17 protein-coding genes and 2 pseudogenes are annotated in these 25,766 nt (G+C 41.4%); 14 read left to right on the top strand and 5 right to left on the bottom strand.

Annotated features, from left to right (window positions below; genetic code table 11):
• Positions 1–35 precede the first annotated feature (35 nt).
• Positions 36–2,105, top strand: coding sequence for a catalase (locus UP17_RS24865; RefSeq protein ID WP_061465894.1), 2,070 nt, complete (start codon positions 36–38; stop codon positions 2,103–2,105).
• 65 nt (positions 2,106–2,170) lie between these two features.
• Here the strand turns inward: UP17_RS24865 and pepT are convergent, their stop codons facing one another.
• Both pepT and UP17_RS24855 read right to left on the bottom strand, forming a co-directional pair.
• A complete protein-coding gene (gene pepT / locus UP17_RS24860; RefSeq protein WP_061465893.1) occupies positions 2,171–3,406 on the bottom strand; it encodes a peptidase T in 1,236 nt (411 codons plus the stop codon).
• 179 nt (positions 3,407–3,585) lie between these two features.
• Positions 3,586–5,067, bottom strand: a complete 1,482-nt coding sequence (locus tag UP17_RS24855) for an alpha-amylase (protein ID WP_061465892.1) — start codon at positions 5,065–5,067, stop codon at positions 3,586–3,588.
• A 773-nt stretch (positions 5,068–5,840) separates the two neighbouring features.
• Here UP17_RS24855 and UP17_RS24850 point away from each other — a divergent pair.
• The 9 genes and pseudogenes from UP17_RS24850 to rbsD form a co-directional block, all read left to right on the top strand.
• Entirely contained in the window at positions 5,841–7,193 is a 1,353-nt protein-coding gene (locus UP17_RS24850; RefSeq protein ID WP_061465891.1) for an aspartate aminotransferase family protein, read from the top strand.
• 7 nt (positions 7,194–7,200) lie between these two features.
• Positions 7,201–8,721, top strand: a complete 1,521-nt coding sequence (locus UP17_RS24845; RefSeq protein ID WP_250211732.1) for a pyridoxal phosphate-dependent decarboxylase family protein — start codon at positions 7,201–7,203, stop codon at positions 8,719–8,721.
• A gap of 2 nt (positions 8,722–8,723) precedes the next feature.
• Positions 8,724–10,526, top strand: a complete 1,803-nt coding sequence (locus UP17_RS24840) for an IucA/IucC family protein (protein ID WP_061465890.1) — start codon at positions 8,724–8,726, stop codon at positions 10,524–10,526.
• On the top strand, positions 10,516–11,100 hold the full coding sequence (locus tag UP17_RS24835; protein WP_250211731.1) for a GNAT family N-acetyltransferase: 585 nt from the start codon (positions 10,516–10,518) through the stop codon (positions 11,098–11,100). The genes UP17_RS24840 and UP17_RS24835 overlap by 11 nt, the downstream gene beginning before the upstream one ends.
• On the top strand, positions 11,075–12,403 hold the full coding sequence (locus tag UP17_RS24830; protein ID WP_061465889.1) for a lysine N(6)-hydroxylase/L-ornithine N(5)-oxygenase family protein: 1,329 nt from the start codon (positions 11,075–11,077) through the stop codon (positions 12,401–12,403). Before UP17_RS24835 ends, UP17_RS24830 begins: the two co-directional genes overlap by 26 nt.
• Before the next feature lie 22 nt (positions 12,404–12,425).
• Positions 12,426–14,237: an IucA/IucC family protein gene (locus UP17_RS24825; protein ID WP_061465888.1), complete on the top strand. Its 1,812-nt coding sequence runs from the start codon at positions 12,426–12,428 to the stop codon at positions 14,235–14,237.
• A 380-nt stretch (positions 14,238–14,617) separates the two neighbouring features.
• A pseudogene (locus UP17_RS24820) lies at positions 14,618–15,601 on the top strand (LacI family DNA-binding transcriptional regulator).
• On the top strand, positions 15,598–16,479 hold the full coding sequence (rbsK, locus tag UP17_RS24815; protein WP_061465887.1) for a ribokinase: 882 nt from the start codon (positions 15,598–15,600) through the stop codon (positions 16,477–16,479). The pseudogene UP17_RS24820 and the gene rbsK overlap by 4 nt, the downstream one beginning before the upstream one ends.
• Positions 16,476–16,783 (top strand): annotated as a pseudogene (gene rbsD / locus UP17_RS27155) (D-ribose pyranase); the annotation flags it as partial. The gene rbsK and the pseudogene rbsD, both read left to right, overlap by 4 nt.
• A 240-nt stretch (positions 16,784–17,023) precedes the next feature.
• Here rbsD and gdhA read toward each other — a convergent pair.
• Positions 17,024–18,406: an NADP-specific glutamate dehydrogenase gene (gdhA, locus tag UP17_RS24805; RefSeq protein ID WP_061465885.1), complete on the bottom strand. Its 1,383-nt coding sequence runs from the start codon at positions 18,404–18,406 to the stop codon at positions 17,024–17,026.
• A gap of 155 nt (positions 18,407–18,561) precedes the next feature.
• On the opposite strand from gdhA, the gene UP17_RS24800 reads away from it, so the two are divergent.
• The 3 genes from UP17_RS24800 to UP17_RS24790 all read left to right on the top strand — a co-directional run bounded on the left by UP17_RS24800 (position 18,562) and on the right by UP17_RS24790 (position 22,376).
• Positions 18,562–19,464 carry a glutamate biosynthesis transcriptional regulator GltC gene (locus tag UP17_RS24800; protein WP_061465884.1) on the top strand — a complete coding sequence of 301 codons (903 nt, stop codon included), beginning with the start codon at positions 18,562–18,564 and terminating at the stop codon, positions 19,462–19,464.
• Between the two features lie 609 nt (positions 19,465–20,073).
• Positions 20,074–21,066 carry a PTS sugar transporter subunit IIC gene (locus tag UP17_RS24795; protein ID WP_061466333.1) on the top strand — a complete coding sequence of 331 codons (993 nt, stop codon included), beginning with the start codon at positions 20,074–20,076 and terminating at the stop codon, positions 21,064–21,066.
• Positions 21,067–21,176: 110 nt separating this feature from the next.
• The gene (locus tag UP17_RS24790; protein ID WP_061465883.1) at positions 21,177–22,376 is read left to right on the top strand and encodes a class I SAM-dependent rRNA methyltransferase; all 1,200 of its coding nucleotides are present in this window, start codon (positions 21,177–21,179) and stop codon (positions 22,374–22,376) included.
• Positions 22,377–22,459: 83 nt separating this feature from the next.
• On the opposite strand, the gene UP17_RS24785 is transcribed toward UP17_RS24790, so the two are convergent.
• Together UP17_RS24785 and UP17_RS24780 are read right to left on the bottom strand one after the other, a co-directional pair.
• The gene (locus tag UP17_RS24785) at positions 22,460–23,119 is read right to left on the bottom strand and encodes a lysoplasmalogenase (RefSeq protein WP_061465882.1); all 660 of its coding nucleotides are present in this window, start codon (positions 23,117–23,119) and stop codon (positions 22,460–22,462) included.
• Between the two features lie 136 nt (positions 23,120–23,255).
• Positions 23,256–24,524 (bottom strand): dicarboxylate/amino acid:cation symporter, encoded by a 1,269-nt coding sequence (locus tag UP17_RS24780; RefSeq protein ID WP_061465881.1) that lies wholly within the window; start codon positions 24,522–24,524, stop codon positions 23,256–23,258.
• Between the two features lie 161 nt (positions 24,525–24,685).
• Between UP17_RS24780 and UP17_RS24775 the strand changes: the two genes are divergently transcribed.
• The gene (locus UP17_RS24775; protein WP_061465880.1) at positions 24,686–25,492 is read left to right on the top strand and encodes an alpha/beta fold hydrolase; all 807 of its coding nucleotides are present in this window, start codon (positions 24,686–24,688) and stop codon (positions 25,490–25,492) included.
• The last annotated feature ends 274 nt before the right edge of the window (positions 25,493–25,766 follow it).

The raw sequence follows: 25,766 nt of genomic DNA, 5'->3' as shown, positions 1-25,766 counted from the left end.
ACTGAATTTCTAAGATATGGAGGGGAATGAAAAGGATGAAAAAAGAAAATGAAAACGGAAGAATCGATGAACAAAGTAAGCAACGGCAGTTGGAACAATATCGAGTGGACGACAACGGGAAAAAGATGACGACTAACCAAGGTTTGCGCATTTCAGAGGATGAACATTCTTTGAAAGCGGGAACCCGTGGTCCAACTTTGATGGAGGACTTTCATTTCCGTGAAAAAATGACTCACTTTGACCATGAGCGTATTCCTGAACGGATTGTCCATGCGCGTGGTTCCGGAGCACATGGATATTTTCAGGTATATGAGCCGATGGCCGAATATACAAAGGCAAAGTTCCTTCAAGACCCTTCAGTCAAGACACCAGTATTTGTTCGTTACTCCACGGTAGCAGGTTCACGCGGATCGGCAGACTCGGTTCGTGATGTCAGGGGATTCTCTACAAAGTTTTATACCGAGGAAGGAAACTATGATCTGGTCGGAAATAATATTCCGGTATTCTTTATCCAGGATGCCATTAAGTTCCCGGATTTAATTCATGCGGTTAAACCGGAGCCTCATAATGAAATACCTCAGGCCGCGTCTGCCCATGATACCTTTTGGGACTTCGTCGCCAACAATGAAGAAACGGCACATATGATCATGTGGCATCTTTCTGATAGGGCCATACCAAGAAGTTTCCGGATGATGGAAGGGTTTGGGGTCCACACTTTCCGTTTTGTGAATGAAGAAGGTGTGGCCCATTTCGTTAAATTCCATTGGAAGCCTGTACTGGGAGTTAAATCCCTTGTTTGGGATGAGGCGCAGAAAATTGCAGGGAAAAATCCTGATTTTCACCGTCAAGATCTGTGGGAAGCAATAGATACTGGAAATTATCCAGAATTTGAATTCGGCGTGCAAATGATTAAGGAAGAAGATGAATTCAAATTCGACTTTGATATCCTTGATCCTACTAAACTATGGCCGGAAGAACAAATCCCGGTGAAAATAATCGGGAAAATGGTTTTGAATCAAAATACAGATAACTTTTTTACAGAGACGGAACAGATAGCTTTCCATCCGGGGCATGTTGTACCGGGTATTGATTTTTCAAATGATCCGCTGCTTCAGGGACGTTTGTTCTCATACACCGATACCCAGCTATCCCGATTAGGAGGCCCAAACTTTCATGAGCTTCCGATTAATAGGACGGTTGCCCCCGTTCATAATAATCAACGCGATGGCATGCACCGAATGTCAATAAATCCCGGACCGGTCAGCTACCACAAAAATTCCCTTGCAGGTAACTCTCCAGAACCTGCTTCAGAAGAGGAAGGCGGCTATGCACATTATCAGGAAAAAGTCGATGGCAGGAAGGTCCGTAAACGGAGTGAAAGCTTCAAGGATCATTACAGCCAAGCTAAACTATTCTGGAATAGCATGACGGAAGTGGAGAAAGAGCATATTATTCAGGCTTTCCACTTTGAAGTGGGAAAAGTGAAAAGTAAGGACGTTCAGCAGCAAATTGTCGAGATGTTCAGCAATGTTGATGTCGAACTGGCAAAAACAATCGCTTTTGGAGTGGGAGTTAATCCTCCAACAAACAAGAGTGAAGTCAAAATGGATTTAGCTTCTCCGGCTTTAAGCCAGGAGCAAATGAAAGTGAACACGGCCGTATCAAGAAAAGTGGCCATCTTGGCTGCAGATGGCTTCAATGGATCCGAGGTTAATCAAGTTTTGGAATCCTTTAAATCAGCAGGTATAACTGCTCAAATCATCAGTTATAATCTTGGAGTGATTACAAGTTCTGAAGGGCAGCAGGCCGAGGTGAATCAGACATTCCTGACAGCCGATTCGGTACTTTTCGATGCTGTATATGTGGCAGGAGGCCAGGAGAGTGTCGAGGCTTTAAAGGCATCCAAGGAACCAATTTACTTTGTTGATGAAGCCTACAATCATTTCAAAGCGATTGGTGCAGGAAAAGAAGGAGCCGAGATCTTATCGAAGGCAGGCATCGTTTCCAATGATCCAGCCTCAGGCATTGTAGCTGTTACGGATAATAATAGTGGTACTGCCTTTATCGAGGCAATTGCCAAGCACCGTCACTGGAGTCGCGCTTAATATTGGATGAAAAACCCCCAGACTTGGAGTCGGGGGGTTTTTCAATAAAGTCATTTCGTATCAAGCTACTTCGCTTTTTCTTCAAGGAGCGAGGCAATGCCAACAATCACCTTTGTGGCCAGTACCATATTGTCGACGGAAATAAATTCATACTTGCCATGAAAGTTCTCGCCGCCCGTAAAGATGTTAGGTGTCGGCAATCCCATATACGATAATTGAGATCCATCAGTACCACCGCGTATAGGTGAGACTAAAGGTTTTATACCGAGTTTCTCCATTGCTTCATGGGCGATATCCACGATTTCCTTCACGGGTTCAATTTTTTCCTTCATGTTGAAGTATTGGTCGTGTAATTCAAGCTGGATACGCTTTTGCCCATATTTTTCTTTTAAATCTTCGATGACTTTTGTCATATATTCCTTACGATCATTAAATTTTTGGCGGTTGAAATCCCTGATGATGTAAGAAAGCTTGGTCTCTTCCACATCACCGTGAAATGAAATCAGATGATAAAATCCTTCGTAACCCTCCGTATATTCCGGTGCTTCTGCCACTGGGAGCTTATTATGGAATTCCATGGCGATTTTAGCCGAGTTCACCATTTTTCCTTTAGCGGTACCAGGGTGAATATTCGTCCCTTTGATCAGGATTTTGGCCGATGCTGCATTGAAGCTCTCGTATTCAAGTTCCCCAAGCGGTCCACCGTCCACGGTATAGGCAAATTGGGCATTAAACGCATTTACATCAAACTTATGGGGTCCCCTTCCGATTTCCTCATCGGGAGTAAAGGCAACACGGATTTTTCCATGCTTGATTTCCGGATGCTGGATCAAATAATCCATGGCAGTCATGATTTCGGCAATGCCAGCCTTATTATCCGCTCCTAACAGGGTTGTACCATCCGTCGTTATCAAGGTATGCCCTTCATAATTCTTAAGCGAAGGGAAATCATCAGGTGAGAGGATGACATCCAATTTTTCATGTAAAGTAACATCTTTACCATCATAGTTGTCAACGATCTGCGGTTTTACATCTTTCCCAGTGAAATCCGTAGCTGTATCGATATGAGCCAAAAATCCAACTGTTGGGACATCCTTATCTGAATTGGCTGGCAAGGTAGCCATGACATAACCATTCTGATCCATTGTGACTTCCTTCATCCCAATTGATTGAAGTTCCTGGACCAATGTATTTGCCAAGGTTAACTGTCCGGGTGTAGAGGGGCATGAGGGATTTGCATCATTCGATTGGGTATCCACTTTAACATAAGAAGTGAATCTTTCAATGATTTCATTTTTCACGTTCCTTCAACTCCTTTTCCCTTATCTTACCATGATTGCTTCGAATGGAAAAATTATCTTTCTGTGGGTAACGATCCAATTGCATTGTGAAGGAATGATACTCCTGGGTTTTCAAGGGCGATGTCATCAGTAAAGAACAGCACATCTCCAAACGACATGCTGTTCCTTGCTATCTAATTTTAGAGTGGTGTCGTTTTAAGTGGTACATCATTTAATGCCCATACGGATACGCTTTTCCCATGAACGGGAAAGGTCGCGAAACCATCTGCTTCAATGATAATGTGGTCATCTCTATGATAGGTTAAATCACTCCAGGTTTCACCAGCTCGATGTTCACCGACGAACATCCTTTTTTCACTGTTGTGATCTCCATTTGAGATAATGACGGCACACCCCGAGCCTTCTAGCTCTTTAACCCCGAGCCGGACCCAGCCTATCGTATTTTGATCGTCAAAATAGTCCGTCTGTTCTCCATAAGCTTTTTCATACCTAGCATATAAGAGACGATCTAGAATATCCTTTTTTCCAGGTACCGGAGAAGGCCCGCCGATTCCATAATAGTCCCCGTAAAAGACACAGGGATAACCGCAAAGTCTAAGTAAGATAAGTGCATATGCCGATGGTTTAAACCAGTCCTTTACCCAAGACTCCAGTGATTCATGAGGCTGGGAGTCGTGGTTGTCGACAAAAGTGACGGCCTGTGCCGGATTGGTTTGGACGAGGGTATCATCAAAGATGGTTGAGAGGTCGAAGTCTGCTCCTGCTTTTGAAGCCTCGTGAAATTTATAATGCAGGGAAACATCGAACAAGTTGAGGTCATGATTGGTGTGCTCTAAGTATGTTTGACAAGCTTTAACATCCGCCTTCCAAAATTCGCCGACCATGAAGAAATGTTCCTTTGTATAAGGAATGAGTTCTTTAAGGAACTCATTGATGAATTCATAATCGATATGCTTAACGGCGTCCAAACGAAAACCATCACACTTTAACGTATCAACCATCCATTTTCCCCAGCTAATCATTTCCTGACGAACTTCCGGCAGGCTGTAATCGATGTTGGCAAACATTAAATAATCATAGTTTCCGAATTCATCGATGACATGCGGATTCCAGTGCTTATTTTCGCCTGTGATTCGAAATACACCCATTTTGTCGTTTTCGGCATCATAGTCTGTACCGTTAAAATGAGTATGGTTCCACTTAAAGTCAGAGTATTTATTTTTACGGCCCGGGAAATCGAATTTTGTCCAGCCTTCCATTTCAAACGGTTCTGAGATATCTTCCATCCGGTTGTCTGGATTGACTTCAATCACTTCAAATTTTTCGGTTCCATCAGCTCCTGCTTTATGGTTCATGACTAAATCGATATAAACGCAAAGTCCGTAGTTATGGCAAGTGGCTATTGCTTGCAGCAATTCATCTTTGGTCCCGTATTTGGTACGAACGGTTCCTTTTTGGTCAAATTCCCCCAAATCGTAACCGTCATATATTCCATATCCATTATCCCCAACGGATTGCCCTTTGGTAACTGGCGGAAGCCAAACGCAATCAATTCCTATATCCTTCAACTTAGAGGCTGCGTATTTCAATCTGTCCCAATGAGAACCATCCGCCTCAAGATGCCACTCAAAAAATTGCATCATCGTATGATTTCTTTTCATCCGTTCCCCCCCTGACACCGACACGTTTTGACAAAATTGAAGCTGAACGATCGATAAAGTAATAGTGAAAATCTTTACCCTCTAATTTCAAATGATAAACAAGTAAACAATCCCTCTGAATAGAGGTTCATTTACCTCTCTATTTTACTATTTTATACCAAGTAAGGGTATTTTATATTGATTAGCAGCTAAAAATTAATAAAAGGTGGCGGAATAATCCGGTTAAAGTATAAGGAAGGCGGAAAACGATATAGTTTAAGGTTTTGGTCTAAAGTCATCGGCGAAAGTAATGGAAGGCTTTACGCCAATTCAATAAAAAAGAATCCCTATTATTCTAAACTGGTAATAGTTTGTTTAAACAATATCATTTTAAAAGAACTTAGCACTTTCGCATATTCCATTATAGGGCCCTTTATGGAATAACATGACTAACGTTAATAAATAACAATAATGTAAGGTGCTTTTTAAGTTGTGGTTACTGTCAAAAAGCCATTCCCGCCACCCTTCAAACCATTCTTTGGTGACTCCTCATTTTCAAAATTTTCATCTTCACTTAGCTTAGAAACACAACTATATAAAACCTAAAGATTAATTTTCTGTTTAATGTATAAATAGGGATCAAGTCCCAATTTTAGCCTTTTCATAATTTTGTTGGAAATTACTAGAAGAAAAATGAGCGGATTTACTTATTGAGAATAATTATCATTGTCAGTAGAATGAATTGCATGATAATGATAATTATTCTCAATTAATTTAATACATGGAGGCTCACTATGGTAACGAACATGCTTACAAAAAATGATCAATTACTGGAACAACAAAACACAAGGGAATCAAATGCCCGATCTTATCCTAGAAGATTACCCATGGCCATCGATCAAGCGGAGGGAATTTATTTAACAGACATGGACGGAAAAAGATATATTGATTTTCTTGCCGGCGCTGGAACATTAGCACTCGGACACAATCATCCGGCTGTGCTTGAAGCAATGGAAAAAGTTCTTAAGGATAAACGGCCTTTACATACATTGGACTTTACGACACCAATCAAGGAGCAGTTCGTTGATGAAATTTTTGAAAGCCTGCCTGAAGAATTCAGAAAAAACGCAAAAATTCAATTCTGTGGTCCTACTGGCGGAGATGCCATTGAGGCAGCACTTAAATTAGTTAAAACAGCCACAGGCAACAGAAGCATTTTATCCTTCCAAGGGGCTTACCACGGGGCAACCCATGCAACCATGTCAATCAGCGGTAATACAAAACCAAAGGAAAAAATACAAGGGTTAATGCCGGATGTACATTTCCTGCCGTATCCCTATCAATATCGCTGTCCCTTTGGAATTGGCGGAGAAGAGAGCCATAAAATCAGTAGTCAGTATATCGAAAATCTACTAAACGATCCTGAGTCCGGTTTATTGGCACCAGCAGGAATGATTTTAGAGGCAGTACAAGGAGAGGGTGGTTCCATTCCCGCTCCAATTCCATGGCTTAAGGAAATCAGAAGAATAACAAAAGAGAAGGGAATTCCGCTAATTATCGACGAAGTTCAATCCGGTATCGGCCGGACAGGGAAAATGTTTGCCTTTGAACATGCAGGAATCGTTCCGGATGTTCTGGTCTTATCAAAAGCAATAGGGGGGAGTCTTCCATTATCGGTTGTGATTTATAACAAAGAGTTGGACATATGGTCTCCAGGTGCACATATCGGTACGTTCCGTGGAAATCAATTGGCGATGGCAGCGGGAACAGCAACTTTAAAGTATATGAAAGAGACGAATCTTGTGGATCATTCCGCTAAAATGGGAGAAACCTTAAGTAATATTCTTAAAGATTTGCAAAAGGATTTTCAGCAAATCGGGGATGTTAGAGGCCGTGGATTAATGGTCGGTGTGGAAATGGTCAACCATGAAGAACCGCAAAATGCGAATGGAAGCCATCCAGCTGATTCGGAACTTGCCAGTGCCATTCAGCAGGAATGTTTTCAAAGAGGGTTGATTTTGGAAGTTGGCGGGAGACATGGAAGTGTAGTGAGGTTCTTGCCTCCATTGATCGTAACGGAATCCCAGCTTTATGAAGCAACTGCAATTTTTGAACAGGCTGTTCGTGCAGCTGTTGCTAGAGGGTGAATGATCAATGATCGAAATGATAACTAAAACTCAAACTAAAACTGATTTTGCCTATTCTCCATTATTTTTGAACAACGAAGAAGGTTTCAATAATTATAGCCAGTCATTAAAAATCATAGAAAAAAAGCTGACGAATTTTTTAAAGGGGAACAATCTGGCTTACTCTGGAAAAAAACCGAATGAAATAGAAGCAAGGTTAAACGAGGTGACCCTCGCTTCCCTAAAAGGGGAGACAATGGAAGCAGTAGCTGCTGAGCTTGCAGAGTTTGTTATTAATGACAGCATCAACGTACACAGCCCTACTTGTATCGGACATTTGCATTGCCCGACAATAATACCTGCAGTGGCTGCCGAAATGATTATCGGTACGTTAAATCAATCCATGGATTCATGGGACCAAAGCTCGACGGCAACCTTCGTTGAAGAGCATTTAATAGATTGGCTGTGCAGTCAGGTAGGGTTGCCTGAACAAGCGGATGGGATTTTCACAAGCGGTGGAACCCAATCTAATTATATGGGACTGCTATTGGCGAGGGACGCTTATTGTAAGCGTTACTGGGATGTGGATGTTCAACAGCATGGCTTGCCGGTCGAGGCGAAAAAATTGCGGATTTTATGCTCCGAGGCTGCCCACTTTACAGTTCGTAAATCAGCGGCACAGCTGGGGCTTGGAGAACAGGCAGTGATCACGGTTAAAACGGATTCAAATCATCGTATGTCTATGGGTGAATTAAACAACGAGTTACTGCTTTTAGAGGAACAGGGTTTACTTCCATTTGCTATCGTTGCTACTTGCGGAACGACGGATTTCGGTTCAATCGATCCATTACATGAAGTATCCCTAGCAGCAAGGAAGAATGGGATATGGTTGCATGTGGACGCCGCATATGGCGGCGCGATGATTTTAAGTAAGGATTACAAAGAGTTAATCAGCGGAATTGAACTGGCAGACTCGATTACGGTTGATTTTCACAAATTATTCTACCAACCCATCAGTTGTGGTGCCTTTCTTGTCTCGGATACCAACTCATTTCAATATATCCAGCATCACGCCGATTACTTGAATCCACAGGAAGATGAAGCGGAGGGCATGGTTCACTTGGTCAATAAATCGGTGCAAACGACGAGAAGGTTCGATGCACTGAAACTTTGGATGTCATTGAAGGTTGTCGGACTGGATACCTTTGCCGAAATGATTGACTATACTTGTCATCTTGCGCGTGAAGTGGCTGTGAAGATCGATCAAGCGGAAGGATTCAGTGTATTAAATAAAGACCCTGAATTGAATGCGGTTGTATTCCGTTATAATCCCGAGGGAGAAAGTGATCAGTTAGTGAATCTATTAAATAAACAGATTCAGCAAGAATTACTGAAAAGCGGACGGGCATTTTTAGCAAAAACGCGTTTTGACGGACGGGTGTATTTAAAAATGACACTATTGAATCCAATGACAAGGCTTGAACACATAGAGGGAATTTTAGACGAAATCCGAGTATTAGGTGAAATGTTCAAGATGATGGAGGAATGAAGATGAATGGTAAGCAGATAGCTGAAAGGGCGACGATGCAAAGCTTTCTGAATTGTTATTTCCGGGAAACTGGAAATTGCAGTTTGGAGGAAACGAAGAACTGGCCTGATTTGGAGGGTTCTATTCCGGATTCATTATTAGTCAGTAATCTCTTATCCCAAGATATTGCATTGCTAGTTCCGCTTAAATATTGGTCGGAAACGGGGCGTCATATTTTTACATTCCCGATTTACTACCAAAATGCATCCAAACAAGTACGTGAATTAGATTATGTGACGATGGTCTCGATCGTTTCTAAAGAATTATTGAATGAGCAGGGCCGGACGGATAGTGAAGATGAATTGATGCTGCGTGTCATCCTGAGCAGCCAAAATATTCAACGGTATGTCGAAGCCAGGACCGAAGACGCTGATGCCCTTCAAAGTCCCGATTTCACCTATATCGAAGCGGAGCAGTCGCTTTTATTCGGGCACCTGTTCCATCCGACGCCGAAAAGTAAGCAGGGCATTTCAGAAAAAGATGAATGGATCTATTCACCCGAATTAAAAGCTGAGTTTCAGCTGCACTACTTCCTGGCAGAGCCTTCGATCGTCATCCAAGATTCTAGTGAAGTCCGATCGGCAAGTGAAATCATTAAACAGGAACTAGCCGGTGACTTGGAGATTTCCAGTGAATTCCGTGACACGTATTGCCAAACGGAAAGCCGGTATAGCATTATCCCAGCACATCCGCTCCAGGCAAAAGTGCTTATCGAAAAAGAAGAAGTTAAAAGGCTTATCGAGCAAGGAACACTAATTTACGTGGGACCGCTTGGGAAAAAATTCACGGCTACCTCTTCTTTTAGAACGGTATATAGTGCCACATCGAGATATATGTACAAATTTTCCGTTCCGGTCAAAATCACGAATTCGTTACGTGCAAATCTGCAAAAAGAACTTGATCGTGGTGTGGAAATCGCTAAATTAATCGATTCAAAAGTGGGAGACGCGCTAAAAGAACAGCATCCCTCCTTCCGTATTATTAAGGACCCTGCTTATCTAACGATCAAAACAACAGAACAAGAATCAGGATTCGATGTTGATATCCGGGAAAACCCTTTTTATGAAAACAATGAACAAGCAAGCCTGATTGCAGGCTTGTGCCAGGATAATGCCTATGGTGCACCATCAAGGCTTGGAGCGATCATCCGCAAATTATCAGCTGATGAAAACCGCAGTACCGAAGAGGTAAGTAAGGATTGGTTCAAAACTTATCTTTCAATGACATTAAAACCGATGCTTTGGCTATTTGAAGTGTATGGAATCGTTTTAGAAGCCCATCAACAAAATTCCATCATTCAACTTCAAGATGGGTATCCATCCACTTTTTATTATCGCGATAATCAAGGGTATTACTACTGTGAGTCCAAAGTGGACAGGCTGTTGAAGATCCTGCCTGAACTAAGTGAAAAAAGCTTCACGATTTGTTCTGATGAAGTCGCTGAAGAAAGACTGCAATACTATTTCTTTTTTAATCACTTATTAGGCTTGATCAATAATTTTGGTACGGAAGGGTTAGTATCAGAGAAAACCCTGTTACAGCTCGTTCAGGAACAACTGGAAACAAGCAGCAGGGAAAGCGGGGATGAGGGGTTGAATCGAGTTATTGCAAGGTTGCTTCATGCCCGGGAATTATCTTGTAAGGCTAATTTACTGACGCGGTTTCATGATATGGATGAACTTGTTGGTTCACTTGAGACGCAATCCGTTTATACGACCATTGAAAACCCATTCGCGCAGGGGGTTTTAGCCGTCCATGAAAAATAGTTATGAAGAAATGCTGAAGGACTGTAATCAACAGCTTTCATTCGTCAAAGTTGAATTTAAGAGGGATTTAGATACACTGCATAAATGGATGCATGAAGATCATGTGATACCATACTGGAATTTGAATTTCACAAAAGAAAAATTTGCTGTTCATTTGCAAAAGGCATTGGCTGATGCACACCAAACACTCTATTTAGGCTGCCTGGACTCAATCCCAATGAGCTATTGGGAATCGTATTGGGTAAAAGGCGATATCATCGAAGATTATTATCAGTCCGAAGAGGGAGATCAAGGCATTCATTTACTCATTGGTGATCCAGATTATCTTGGAAAAGGACTGGCTTTGCCGTTCTTACGTGCAATGGTGAAATACCAACTACTTACTGCTAGAACAAAAAAGGTGATGGCAGAACCGGATATCCGGAACGCAAAGATGATTCATCTATTTGAAAAGTGTGGGTTTACCCCAATTAAAGAAATTGAGCTCCCTGACAAAACAGCATTACTCATGGCATGTACACGGGAGAATTTCGAGAGGAAGTGGAAGTATGGAGAAGCAACAATCTATCTATGACCTGGTAGGGATAGGGATAGGTCCCTTTAATCTTGGACTTGCAGCCCTTTTGGAGAAAACCCCGGAGTTGAATGCCGTCTTTTTTGAGAAAAAGCAGGAATTCAATTGGCATGAAGGGATGCTGTTGGAGGGGACAACGCTGCAGGTACCGTTCTTTGCTGATCTAGTCAGCATGGCAGATGTGACAAGTCGATATAGTTACCTGAATTATTTACAGCAGCATGACCGGCTTTATCATTTCTACTTCCTTGAAAAATTCTTGATTCCACGAAAAGAATATAACGACTATTGCCGCTGGACTGCCAATCAACTTGATAGCTGCTGTTTTGGAAAAGCGGTAGAGGCGGTGGAGTATATAGGGAATCAAGATGAAACCTGCTATCGAATCAGTGTAAGGGATGAACAAACACAAAAGATCGAAGTCTATTATAGCCGCCATGTAGTCATGGGAATTGGAAGTGCCCCGACTGTACCGGCTGCATTTAGTCCATATAAAGGAGAGAGCATCCTTCATTCGGCCGATTATTTACGGAACAAAGAAAATATCCTGAAGAAAAAATCCATCACGGTTGTCGGATCTGGACAGAGTGCGGCCGAGGTCTTTGAAGATCTTCTGAATGAGCAGGAGAAGCATGGCTACCAGCTAAACTGGTATACGAGGTCCAAAGGCTTTTTCCCTATGGAATATTCAAAACTTGGGTTGGAGTACTTCACTCCGGATTACCTTGATTTCTTTTATCGGCTGCCACAGGAAAAGAAGGATGACATTTTACCAAAACAAGACCTCTTGTATAAAGGAATCAGCGCGACAACAATTGCGGCGATTTTTGACAAGATGTATGAAAAATCGATTGGAAATGCAGAGCTTTCCATTGAACTTAGGGCGATGACGGAAGTTGCATCCGTAGAGCCAACTGAAAATGGCTGGACATTGAAATGTTCACAATGGGTGGAAGAAAGTGAATTTGATGTGGATACAGAGGCTGTTGTTTTTGGAACGGGCTATAAATCGACCGTTCCGGCATTTCTTGACACCATGGAAGAGCTTTTAATCCGCGATGATTTGGGCCGTCTTGCAATTACGAAAGACTATCGGATTGGAACGACCATCTCTACAGCGAATCATCTTTTTATTCAAAATGGCGAGGTACATACGCATGGCGTGGGGGCACCTGATCTAGGATTAGGGGCATTCCGAAATTCCATTATTATCAATCAATTGGCAGGTAAAGAGGTTTATCCATCCGAGCCAAAGGGTGCTTTTCAGTCATTCCGTGTAAAATCACCAGTCATGGCTTACTAATAGAAGGAAAGGGGAGCAATATATGCAGTTCATGAATGAAGTGGAACAGGCGGTTTCTGAAAAAAATTGGTCGATAGTAAACCAAAACCTGCTGGCAAAGATGATTTCTGAGTATATGTATGAAGATATGATCCATCCAGCTGTATTGAAAGAAAATGAAGCAGGAAACCTATATGAGTTAGAGATTAATGAGGGGAAATCTTATCAATTTTTGGCTTCGCCCCGTCTTTTTGACAGCTATGAAGTACAGGCTGAGTCGATCCAGGTCTGCAAAACGGAAGGTTTTACACAGGCCAATGATGCTATTCAATTCATTTTAGACATTCAGCCGTTAATTGGGATGACTGCAGAAACAACAGGACATTTAATCAAAGAATTCCATCATACGCTGCTTGCGGACCTTCAATTGCTATCCAAACCTGAACAAGACGCGGATGATTTAGTCGAGCTTGACTATGCGTTACTTGAAGGAGAAATGAGCGGTCACCCTTGGATCGCTTATAACAAGGGAAGAATCGGTTTCGGTTTTGATGATTACTTGAAGTTTGCTCCAGAAAACCAGAAGGAAGTTCAGTTATCATGGATTGCGGTCCATAAAACGAGGGGTGAGTTCAATTCCATCGAAACGTTGTCCTATAAGCAATTGATGGAGAATGAACTAGATGAGGAAACCCAAAAATCATTTATAAAAAGATTGACAGAGAAAGGGCTGAAGGCAGAAAACTATTACTACCTCCCAGTCCATGAATGGCAGTGGAAGAATGTAATCATCCAGAATTTTACCGATGACTTGGCTAAAGGGCTGATTGTAGCTTTAGGAAATGGTCCTGATGAGTATCTGCCGCAACAATCCATCCGGACATTTGTTAATGTATCGAATAAGAATAAACACCACGTCAAGCTGCCAATGAGCATTTTAAATACGCTAGTCTACCGTGGATTACCAGCGGAACGCACGGTCATTGCGCCAAAAATCACAGAGTATATAAAGAACATTTATGAAAATGATTCATTCTTGAAAGAACAATGCAAAGTGGTGCTTCCTGGTGAAGTGGCCAGTTTAAATGTTGATCACCCGTATTATTCCAAGCTAGAGAATGTACCCTATCAATATTTAGAGATGCTGGGCGGTATTTGGAGAGAAAGCATTTACAGTTATATGGAAGAAGGCGAAAAGCCCATTACGCTTGCGTCCCTTTTACATGTGGACAGCAAAGGGAAACCATATGTGGAAAGCCTAATTGAAAAATCGGGATTGACTGCAGAAGCCTGGACAGCTCAATTATTCGACGTCATTCTATCACCATTATTACATTTTATCTATCAATATGGATTGGTATTCTCGCCGCATGGCCAAAACACCATTTTAGTCTTGAAGGATTACAAGCCTCACCGTTTGGCCATCAAGGATTTTGTAGATGATGTAAACGTCAGTGATCAGCCGCTTCCTGAATTAAGCAGCCTTCCTGATGATTTAAGGAAAGTACTAAGAAGTGAGACTCCCGAGGGGCTGGTCCAATTCATTTTCACGGGACTATTCATCTGTCATTTCCGATACTTGTCAACACTTCTGATGAAGAGGTCCCTTTTGGATGAGAATGCCTTTTGGGAAGGTGTCGCTCAAACAATCCATACACATCAGAAAAAATTCCCTATGCTACAGGATCGTTTCGATACATTCAATTTCTTTGCGCCAAAATTGACAAAACTATGCCTGAATAGAAATCGGATGCTTCAATATGGTTATAGCGATGGTGAAGACCGTCCGCATGCATCTGAGTTTGGGCATGTGAATAATGCACTTTTTGAAAAGTTACCTGCAAAAATGTTTTAAAGTTAAGCTTGCTCAGAATTTTGAGCCAGTTTCAGACAGTAGACAAACTCGATGAAAATCGAGTTTGTCTACTGTTTTTTATAGTTTCTACAATTTGACCGTTGATTCCCGCTCCAGTTACTCGCTTTCCACGGGCGGTCAGCCCTCGGCTTACGCCTGCGGGTCTCCCTAGACGCGCTTTTCCCGCAAGAGTCTCGTACACCCGTTCCAATCAACTTTGTTAAAAAATTTATAGAGCGATAATAGCTAACAAAAAGATTGTGTTATCCTCTTTGGTTCAAACTCCCTAAAAATTATCTTTGGAATAGGAATTGCCGTTCATATAAATTGGTGATAAGCTGTTGTGTAAACGGTTACATAAGAGTGTTGAGGTGGATATATTGGCAACTATTCGGGATGTTGCAAAGGAAGCTGGGGTTTCTGTTGCTACGGTTTCTAGAGTGATGAATGGCAGTGGTTATGCACATGAGGACACAAAAAAGGTGGTCATGGCAGCTGTTGAAAAGTTAAACTATAAACCGAATGAAGTGGCAAGATCCCTCTACAAACGTAAATCCAAATTGATTGGTTTAATCTTGCCGGACAATACGAATCCCTTCTTTCCAGAAATGGCAAGAGGTGTCGAGGATTATCTGCAGCAATTTGGATATCGATTTCTTTGGAAATAGCGATGAAAAGAGAGATAAAGAAATAGAATATATTGACACTTTTCTACAGAATAATGTAGTGGGCATGATTGCTTCCACTAGTGAAGAAGCAAATGAAAACTTCGATAACCTGGATATTCCAGTAGTCCTTCTCGACCGTACAGCAGAGAAATTACCAGCCGTTTATTCCGATCAAAAGACAGGCGGTAAGCTGGCAGCACGCGTATTACTGGATAGAGGCAGTACGAATATTGTCCTCATTAGGGGGCCAGTCGAAATAAAGCCTGTATATGAACGATATAAGGCTGCATTGGAGGAATTGGAACAAGCGGAAGTGAACGTGCAAGTCATGGATTCAACTCTGACCTTTCAGGGCGGCCAAATTTGTGTGGGACAGCTGTTCGAGCAAAATCCGGAAACGGATGGAATCATAGCTTGTAATGATATCGTTGCAGCTGCCGCACTTCAGGAGATTTTAAAACGGGGAATACGGATTCCGGAAGACATACAATTGATCGGCTATGATGATATCGCTTTTACATCGTTATTGCACCCACCATTATCGACAATAAGGCAGCCAGCCTATGAGATGGGGGCACAAGCGGCGGAAATCTCATTAAAAGGATCAATCAGGAAAAATTGGAAGTAACGCACAAAAAGCTCCCTGTTTCTTTTGTGGAGAGACAAACAACGAGAAGGAAGGCGGAGAAGGCATGATTAGAATTACAGTAGTGGGAAGTTCCTCAATGGACTTAGTGGTGACATCAGCAAAGCGGCCAATGGCCGGGGAAACGGTTTTAGGAGAGTCTTTTATAACGGTTCCTGGAGGGAAAGGAGCCAATCAGGCTGTGGCAGCGGCCCGTCTTGGTGCACAAGTATCGATGGTTGGATGTGTAGGTGATGATGTCTATGGAGAGATCATATTAGAAAACCTGAAAAAAAATTATGTAAACACAGAGTATGTGGAACCGGTTACAGGTTCCGCTTCCGGGACAGCACACATCACCCTTTCAGAAGGTGATAACAGTATTATTGTCGTAAAAGGTGCAAATGATTTCATTACTCCTGAATATGTAAAAAAGGCGAAAAAGGTCATTCAGGAATCGGATATCGTGCTGGTTCAGCAGGAAATACCTGAAGAAACGGTGGAATATCTAGCTGAATTGTGCAACACGCTTCATAAGAAATTACTTTTGAACCCAGCTCCCGCCCGCAAGCTAAGCGATGCTGTCATTCAACAGGCATCCTTCCTTACGCCGAATGAGCATGAATTCGAAATACTATTCAATGGGAGAGATCGAACGAAAGTCTTGACTGAGTATCCAAATAAATTATTCATTACAGAAGGAAAAAATGGTGTCCGATATTTTGACGGGCATAAAGAAAAGGTTGTTCCAAGCTTTGCAGTGGAAGCGGTGGACACAACAGGGGCAGGGGATACCTTCAATGCTGCTTTTGCGGTGGGTGTTGCGGAAGGAAAAAGTTTTGACGAATGTTTGTTATTCGCGAACCGGGCAGCTTCCATTTCCGTGACGAAGTTAGGTGCTCAAGGTGGCATGCCGCAAAGGAAAGAAGTCGAAAGGGGCTTAGCATGAAACGTCAAGGAATCATCAATAGTTCAATAGCCAAGGTCCTAGCAGACCTTGGTCATACAGATTATATTGTCGTAGGTGATGCCGGGCTGCCGGTGCCAGTGGGAGTTTGCAAGATAGATTTGGCATTGACGAATGGAACACCATCATTTCAAGATGTCGTTCGAGCCGTTCAGAAGATATGGTTATTGAAAAAGTTATCGCTGCCACTGAAGTGAAGGATAAAAATCCAGAACAGCATCAATATATGGAGCAGCAATTCGGAGATACGATTGAATATGTTTCCCATGTGGATTTTAAAACACTCCTCTTTTTGGGATCAATGGTTCATTTATTGGCATTAAATTAGTTTATGCCAATGTGGTGGGCTAACAATGTAAAAATCATATTAACCAGTTGAATAAGCAGAATATCAATCTAGCCCATGAAATCATGCTACATAATTTAACATTCACTCCTATAAGGATACCTGTATAAAGATGTAATCACTCTTTTACCAAAAATAAGACGGCCCATGTTGGGACCGCCTCCTATTTTTAACTTATTATTAGAGTATGCCTTGAGTCAGCATAGCATCTGCTACTTTAAGGAATCCCGCAATATTGGCTCCGACAACTAAGTTGCCAGGTTCACCATATGCTTCTGCTGCTTCTACACTGTTTTTATAAATATTTTTCATGATACCTTGTAGTTTCGTATCGACTTCTTCAAATGTCCAAGGCATTCTAGCACTGTTTTGGGCCATTTCAAGTGCAGAAACGGCAACACCACCTGCGTTGGCGGCTTTGGCTGGTCCGAATAGGATACCATTATTAAGGAATACGTCAATAGCATCAAGAGTCGATGGCATGTTAGCACCTTCGCCGATTGCTTTCACGTTGTTTTTAACAAGCAATTTTGCTGCTTCTTCATCAATTTCATTTTGTGTTGCACAAGGAAGGGCGATATCGCATGGTACAGACCAAATTCCATAGCTTCCTTCATTGTACTCAGCTTCGGGATGAGCATCGACATACTCGCTCAAACGCTTTCTTTCTATTTCTTTTAAACGTTTAACTGTATCTAGGTTCAGACCATTTTTGTCATATATATAGCCATTAGAGTCGCTACATGCAACAACTTTAGCACCCAGCTGTGTAGCTTTTTCAATGGCATAAATGGATACATTGCCTGATCCGGAAATAACAACTGTGCTGCCATTGAATTGTAAACCTTTGTCTTTTAGCATTTCTTCGACAAAGTAAACTGTTCCGTATCCAGTCGCTTCTGTACGGGCTAAGCTTCCGCCGTAACTTATGCCTTTACCAGTTAATATACCTGCATGGTAGCTGCCTTGAATCTTTTTATACTGACCGAATAGATAACCGATTTCTCTAGCTCCTACCCCTATATCCCCTGCCGGTACGTCTGTATCCGGACCGATATAGCGAGCCAGTTCTGACATGAAGCTTTGGCAAAAACGCATGATTTCAGCGTCTGATTTTCCTTTTGGATCGAAGTCAGATCCGCCTTTTCCACCGCCAATTGGCTGTCCTGTAAGAGAATTTTTAAAGATTTGCTCGAAACCGAGGAACTTGATAATACTGGAGTTTACTGTCGGGTGAAAACGTAGACCGCCTTTAAATGGCCCAATGGCACTGTTGAATTGCACGCGGAAACCACGGTTGACTTGTACATTTCCTAAGTCATCAACCCAAGAGACACGAAAGGTAATCATTCTTTCTGGCTCAACAAGTCTTTCTAAAATTCCACTTTTCATATAAATAGGGTGTTTTGAAAATACTGGCACTAATGAAAGGAATATTTCTTTTACGGCTTGATGGAATTCATTCTCATGAGGATTACGCTCCTTTACCTGTGCGTATACTTGACTTACAAACTCTTTGGCGACCTGTATTTCCTCTTGCTCAACTTCATGTGACGTTGTCATTAACTTTTCTCCCCTTTTTTGGTAACATGAAAATATATTTGAATATATATATACGTTTTTATGTGATACTTTAATGATATAATTCAAATTTGAAAGAAACAATCTGAATATTAGATAAATAACATGCCGTTTTGATATGAAAGAAGGAGCTTACATTGGAATTAAGACAAATCGAATATTTCATTGAAGTCGCAAAGCGTGAACATATGACGGAAGCAGCAGTGGCTTTGCATGTTGCCCAGTCTGCAGTAAGTCGTCAAATTTATAATTTAGAAGAGGAATTAGGTGTGCCTTTATTTATCCGCGAAGGCCGGAAGATTAAGCTGACACCTATAGGACATACATTTTTAGCGAATATGGAACAAGCTATGGATATAATTGATCGTTCAAAGCGTGAGCTTGCTGAGAGCTTAAATCCGGAAAAAGGGACAATTCGTATTGGCTTTCCAAGTAGTTTAGCTTCTTATATATTGCCAAAGGTTATTTCTGATTTCAGAGAGATTTACCCGCAAGCGAAGTTCACTTTGAAACAAGGCTCATATCGCTACCTGATCGATTCTGTTATAAAAGGAAATATTAACATGGCCTTAATTGGACCTCTACCGGCGAACGAAAAGAAAATTCACGGAGAAACTTTATTTATTGAGAACTTAGTTGCTCTTTTATCAGAAAGTCATCCTTTGGCCTTGAAGAAGTCATTAAACTTAAATGAACTTCAAGGAAATCCGTTCATCGTATATCCTAAGGGGTATGTTTTACGTGATATTGTTATGAAGGCATGTAAACTGCACGGTTTCGAGCCAGAAGTTGCATTTGAAGGAAAAGATACTGATGCTATTAAAGGTCTAGTGGCAGCAGGACTTGGCGTAACCTTAATACCAGAAATCTCTCTGATTGACAGCTTGCCTCGTTTTACAGTTAGACTGCCGTTGGATGAACCATCCGTAACTAGGGCTGTAGGTGTTATTATTCCAACTGAAAGGGAATTAATGCCAACGGAGAAACTATTTTATCGATTCCTGAGAGACACTTTTGCAACTTTGGAAGGTTTTCAATAGAAGAGAAGTTAAAAGCTAGGTGTGAGGGGATTCTTTATGAAAGATCACATTTATACCATAGTATAGAGGCGAATCCAATTTAAATGGATTCTCTTTTTTTATAAAAAGAGGAATAATTTGTAGTTGTAAATGCTAAAAACCTATATTGGAATAATGTATAAGCTGTTCCGGCTTAAAACCAGAATTTTAGAGTGTATTAGTAATAAAAGGATTAATTTATATTAAAATAATACAATATTGGACCTAACTGTATGTAAATGTGATATATACCCCTTTTTGTAAGCGTTTTTATTTTATTAGAATAAAAATACTTCTTACATTATCAGAAAATTCATGTTATTATACGAACAGACATTATAGGGAGCGGCGAAATAGATGAGTATTTATAATATGAATTACTTCATATTATTATTCTCTTATTATGTTAGTGGGATTAATTTTGTGGAATTGTTTGAGCCTTTCTTGTGAACTTAGTAAGAAGACACTAAAGTAAAATCAACTGGTGTACCCTTCCAAATAATAGGTTTTTTTTTTTTTTTAAGTTGAATATTCTGATAATTTATAAGGAGTGGAGATAAAGTGAGCAGGAAAGAGTACATCAGCAATCGAATGTACAAGGCTTCAACGGGGATAGCCAACGCAGTTTTGGTAACATTAGGAATCGGGTTATTGTTTGAATCGATAGGGGGATATTTAGATTGGGAGGTCCTCCTGGCAATAGGAGGCGCCGCAAAGGTCTTGCTAGCCCCAGCTTTAGGAGCAGGTATCGCCTATCAGCTTGGAGGTAATTCATTAATTATTTTTAGCGCCATGGCCTCAAGTGCAGTTGGCGGTGCTGCCATCAACAGAACTGCTGAGGGTGCCTTCACGATTGTTACGGGTCAGCCACTAAGTGCCGTTCTGGCAGCCTTAATTGCAACTTATGTAGGTAAGCGCCTAATAGGCAAAACAAAGTTGGATATCATGGCCATCCCATTGGCTGCTGTTCTTGTCGGTGGGGTTTCTGGATATGGTCTAGCACTTGTTACGACACCGTTCCTGACATGGTTAAGCAGTCAAATTACAGCTCAGGTTGAAGGTTCTCCATTAATTGGTTCCATGGTCATTGCATTGGTATGGAGCATTTTATTGATGACACCGGCTTCTTCCGCTGCTCTTGCTATTGCCCTACAGTTAGATCCTGTTTCAAGCGCGGCTGCTTTAATCGGATGTACCGTTCAATTTGTTGGATTCACTGTCATGTCTTATAAAGATAATGATATGGGTGGATTCCTTGCACAGATGGTGGTTACGCCGAAAGTTCAATTTCCTAACTTAATCAAAAAACCATTATATGTCGTCCCGCCATTTATAGCGGCAATCATTTGTGCTCCTATCGCTACGTTGGCATTCGATTTCCAAGTACCTTATGAGCTTGGGGGGATGGGCTTAAGTTCATTGATTGCCCCGATTGCTATAATTACGGGTCAAGGGTTGTACACGTTCCTGGTTTATGTGGCAGTGGGCATGGTCTTGCCAGCTGTGATCACGCTTGCCTTACATCGAGTATTGAAGATGATGGGTAAAGTAAAACCGGGAGATCTTCATTTAGAAGTATCATAATTAAAGATTTTGGAGAAACGAGCCTTGTGACGGAAACAGGCTCGTTTTTATTTATAAAGGGATTAGGGTAAAATGGGGAAGAAAGCAATTGCAAAGATAGGATGATATATATGGGAAAAGAAATAGATATAAAAGTGAAAGCTAAGTTCGTAAGTAAAATCGGCAAGGGCTTTCCCTTGATTGTTAAAGAGTCGATAGCCAACCATAATGACCTTCAGGAAGAGGGATCTTTAGTGCGTTTGGTGGATGAGAATAACCGTTTTCTAGCAAAAGGTTATTATGGTAAACAAAACAAAGGCTATGGCTGGGTATTGACCCGAAGAGAAAATGAAAAAATTGATCAAACCTTTTTTAATGGCAAAATCCGAGCGGCATATGAATTCCGAAAGTCTTTTTTTGAAGATACGGAGACTACAGCGTTCCGCTTGTTTAATGGGGAAGGTGATGGAATTGGCGGTTTAATCATCGATCATTATGATGGTCACTATGTCATTAGCTGGTACAGCAAAGGGATTTATTCATTTAAAGACTATATCATTAAGGCACTGCAGAATACGGTCGAGGTAAAGTCGCTTTATCAGAAGAAACGATTTGATACGAAGGGGCAATATGTAGAGGAAGACGATTTTGTCATGGGTGATCAGCCGGCATTTCCGCTTCTTGTAAAGGAGAATGGAGTTCATTTCGCTGTCTATCTGAATGATGGGGCAATGGTCGGTGTCTTCCTTGATCAACGCGATGTCAGAAGGAAAATCCGGGATGAATACGCAAAAGGGAAAACGGTGTTGAATATGTTCTCCTACACTGGGGCATTTTCCGTGTTTGCCGCTTTAGGCGGTGCCGTTAAAACAACTAGTGTCGACCTGGCGAATCGCAGTTTACCAAAGACGATCGAGCAGTTCAGTGTGAATGGAATAGATCCTGAAGCTCAAAATATCGTGGTGATGGACGTATTTAAGTATTTTAAATATGCAGTGAAGAAGGCTTTGAAATTTGAAATGGTCATCCTCGATCCACCCAGCTTTGCCAAGTCAAAGAAGTTTACTTTCAGCGCCGGAAAAGACTATACGAATCTATTGAAGGATACCATTTCCATTACGGAAGACAATGGCATCATTATCGCATCAACTAATTGCAGTACGTTTGACATGAAGAAATTCAAGAGCTTCATTGATGTTGCCTTCAGGGAGATGAATGGGAAATATGAGCTCATGGAAGAAATCTCATTGCCGGCTGATTTTAAAACAAGTACGGAATATAAGGAAGGAAATTATTTAAAAGTAGTCTTCATTAAAAAAATTAAAGGATAAGGAAAGGCGTCCACAGTTCCATTAGAGCTGTGAATGCCTTTTTTCATGAGAATGTTTCATGTGGAACGAACAGATATTCGGATTCACTGGATAGGCAACCCTTTCGATAAATGGAAAGAAGGCTTCATACGAATGCTGTAAGCCATGAAAAACTGAGCTGCATAGTAGGTGAGCATGATCAACGGACCAGAAATGGCAACATCATCGATAAATTTGTTCCAGGATAAAATGGAGTCCGAGATCACGAACAGGACCCCGCCAATGATTGCCGCGGCATTTCCGGTCATAAATGCCGCCCAGCCCATGAGGGAGATGACCGTTACATAACAGATTACAGGGATGATGAGGCTATTTTCACCTTTTTCAATTAAAGAAAGTACAATTTCACGACCAATCCAAGTGGAGTAAACACAAATTGGGAAAATCGTTGCGAATCGAAGCCATGAAAAGCTCCATAGTTTAAAGAAAGCGGAAATATAGAAAAGGTGGCCGATCAAGAAGGCGGAAAGCCCGATGACGAACCAGATTAACAATCCATCTCCAAGCATGCAACAGAATAAACCAAGAAGTATTAAGGATTTGTATCGATCCTGCCTTCGCCCTGTTGCGCCGGCATAGAGTAAAATCAATAACATGGGAACGATCTTGAAGATGATTTTTATGGATAAAGGCTCTTCCGGTATCAAGTAAATATATAATAATCCCGTGAAAAGGATGGCAGCAGGTAAGCATTTCATTAACATTTAATTCCCTCCTTCAATCTTTAATTCTATGTGAGGGTAAGGAACCCCTTGTCAATTAAAAAAGGTTTGAAGGAAATTCGTGAAAATGAAAAAACTGACTCCTGGTTAACCAGGAGTCAGTTCTTATATCTTAGAATCATACCGCCGAATTTTCTTTAACGAATGCTCGTTTTAACCAGTTTTTCCCTTCAACAAGCCGCGTGACAAGCATGGCACAAACCGTGTTTCCTGTTGAGTTAAGCAGTGTAGCAGGAGCATCGATAATCGTGGATATAACCGCAATGATCGGCAGAACTTCAACAGGAAAGCCGAATACACTAAGAATCAGCATTTCCCCAATCATGCCGCCCCCAGGAATGGCGCCCATAACGGCTCCAACCAAAAAGGCAACAGCAAGTATACTTAAAATGCTTGAAATGCTTGTCATATCCTTTCCAAATAAGCTGAATAGGAAAACGATTTTCAATACCCCTCCGAATACAGAACCATCTTTATGAGTGTTGGCTCCGAGTGGGATGACAGTCTCCGCTATATCCTTTGGCACGCCCATTTTCTTGACCGATTCCAGATTGACTGGAATGGACGCTGCACTGGAACAAGTTGCGATGGCTGTAATGGAAGGTGCCAGGGCATTTTTCCAAAATAGGTTAACTCCATCTTTCCCACCTGCGATAAAGGCATACAAAGTGAAGAAGCCAAAATAATAAATCAAAGCTAAAACTAGATAAAGAATGAAAGTGCGAGCATAGCCTTCTAAAATCTGCGGCCCAAGCTGCCCGATAATCGCAGCAAAATAAGCACCAAGTCCAATTGGAGCATAGTACATGACGATTTTAACGACTTTCATCATGACAGCTGTACCCGCTGTCAAAAACTCAGTAATCGGTCTTGCCTTCTCACCGACCAATGCAGTGGAAAGTCCGATTAATACCGAGAAAACGATAAGCTGAAGCATATTGCTTCTGGATAACAGTTCTGGGAAATCAGATACGGTTACTGTGTTGACCAGTTGACTGAAGAAAGAAACTTTCTCGATGTGCTCCTCAGAGGAACTGTTTTCCATCAGTTCTTTAATGGCTGTCGTATCTGTGCCTTCCAAGGGATTGATGATGGTTGTCCCAATAAACCCAATGACAGCAGCTAAAGCGGCAGTTGTCAGGAAGACGACAACGATACTGCCCATGATTTTCCCGAGACGCTTCATTCCGCTCATATTGGCAATCGCTGAAGCAATGCTGAAAAATACCAATGGCACGATGATCGTAAACATAAGATTTAGAAATAAGTCCCCTAGCGGCTGTATGACCGAGGTTTTCTCACCGAAAACGACGCCCGCTATCCCACCGATAATAATGGCAGTGAGCAGTATTAAGGAGGATCGATAGTTTTTGATAAAACTCTTCATAAAAATTCCGTCCTTTCAGGATGAAGATACAATAAAAATATACTTCATTATCAACTCTAAGATGATGTTTGACAATATATTTTTATAGGAAGGAATGTTAAAAGATGAAACGCAATAAATAATAGGGAATGGATTTGAAAATATCGTGAAGGAGGGATGGAATGGCATTTATTGAGGTGGAAGAAGGCGTTCGGTTGTTTTATGAAGAAAAGGGCCAGGGGAGACCAATTATTTTTATCCATGGTGTGTGGATGAGCAGCCGGTTCTTTAGAAGGCAAGTTCCGTACTTTTCAGAAAAGTATAGAACGATCTTACTTGATTTAAGAAGCCATGGCCAGTCAAATCATGTTCATTACGGGAATACAGTCTCCGCTTATGCAAAAGATCTCCATGCGTTCATTGGTAAACTGGGATTACAGGATGTCATACTCGTAGGCTGGTCCATGGGGGCTTTTGTCGTCTGGGATTATCTCAAGCAATTCGGTGAGGGAAATATTCATTCAACTGTGATTGTCGATGAATTGGCCTCTGATTTTAAGTGGCCCGACTTTAAAATTGGCGCATTTGATATTGACACGTTGATTGCCTTCATGACTGAAATTCAAACGAACCGTTCCCCATTTTTACAAAGCTTCCTTGCCTCCATGTTTAAAAATGAATTATCTGTAGCGGATGCAAGCTGGATGCTCGGGGAAGTGACCAAAATGCCAGAATCCATTGCCAGTGCCATTCTATTTGATCAATCGATTGTCGACTATCGTGAATTCTTGCCAAAAATCAATGTTCCCACACTTCTCTGTTTTGGAAGGCTTGAAAAAGTCATCCCGGTAGCTGCAGGGGAACATTTGCATAAAAACATTCCGAATTCCGAACTAGTAATCTTTGAAGATAGTTGCCATTGTCCATTCATTGAAGAAAGCGACTTGTTTAATGAAACCGTAGATGGCTTTATACAAAAAGGAGTGTAAAGGTACAGGATATATTGGATGATGACGGTATATTATAAAGGGATGCAGGCCTCGTGTCTGCATTCATTTTTCATTATAAATACTTCACTTACTATTGTATTTTTCTATTAACCAAGCGGTTTCAGCAAGAAATAAAGGGAATAATGGTACTAAGGTTGTATGTACCGCAATTAGATGGTGTTGATAAATTAAATAGGTAATATTTTTATATCCTTTTCAGAGGAATTGGGCTATTATGAGGTGGATTTAAACTGGTAAGATCGTTTATCTGTTA

This window comes from Peribacillus simplex (assembly GCF_001578185.1).
Classification (GTDB): Bacteria; Bacillota; Bacilli; order Bacillales; family DSM-1321; genus Peribacillus; species Peribacillus simplex_A.
The sequence above is the reverse complement of the archived record's forward strand: the minus strand, read 5'-3'. Positions and strand labels throughout refer to the sequence as shown.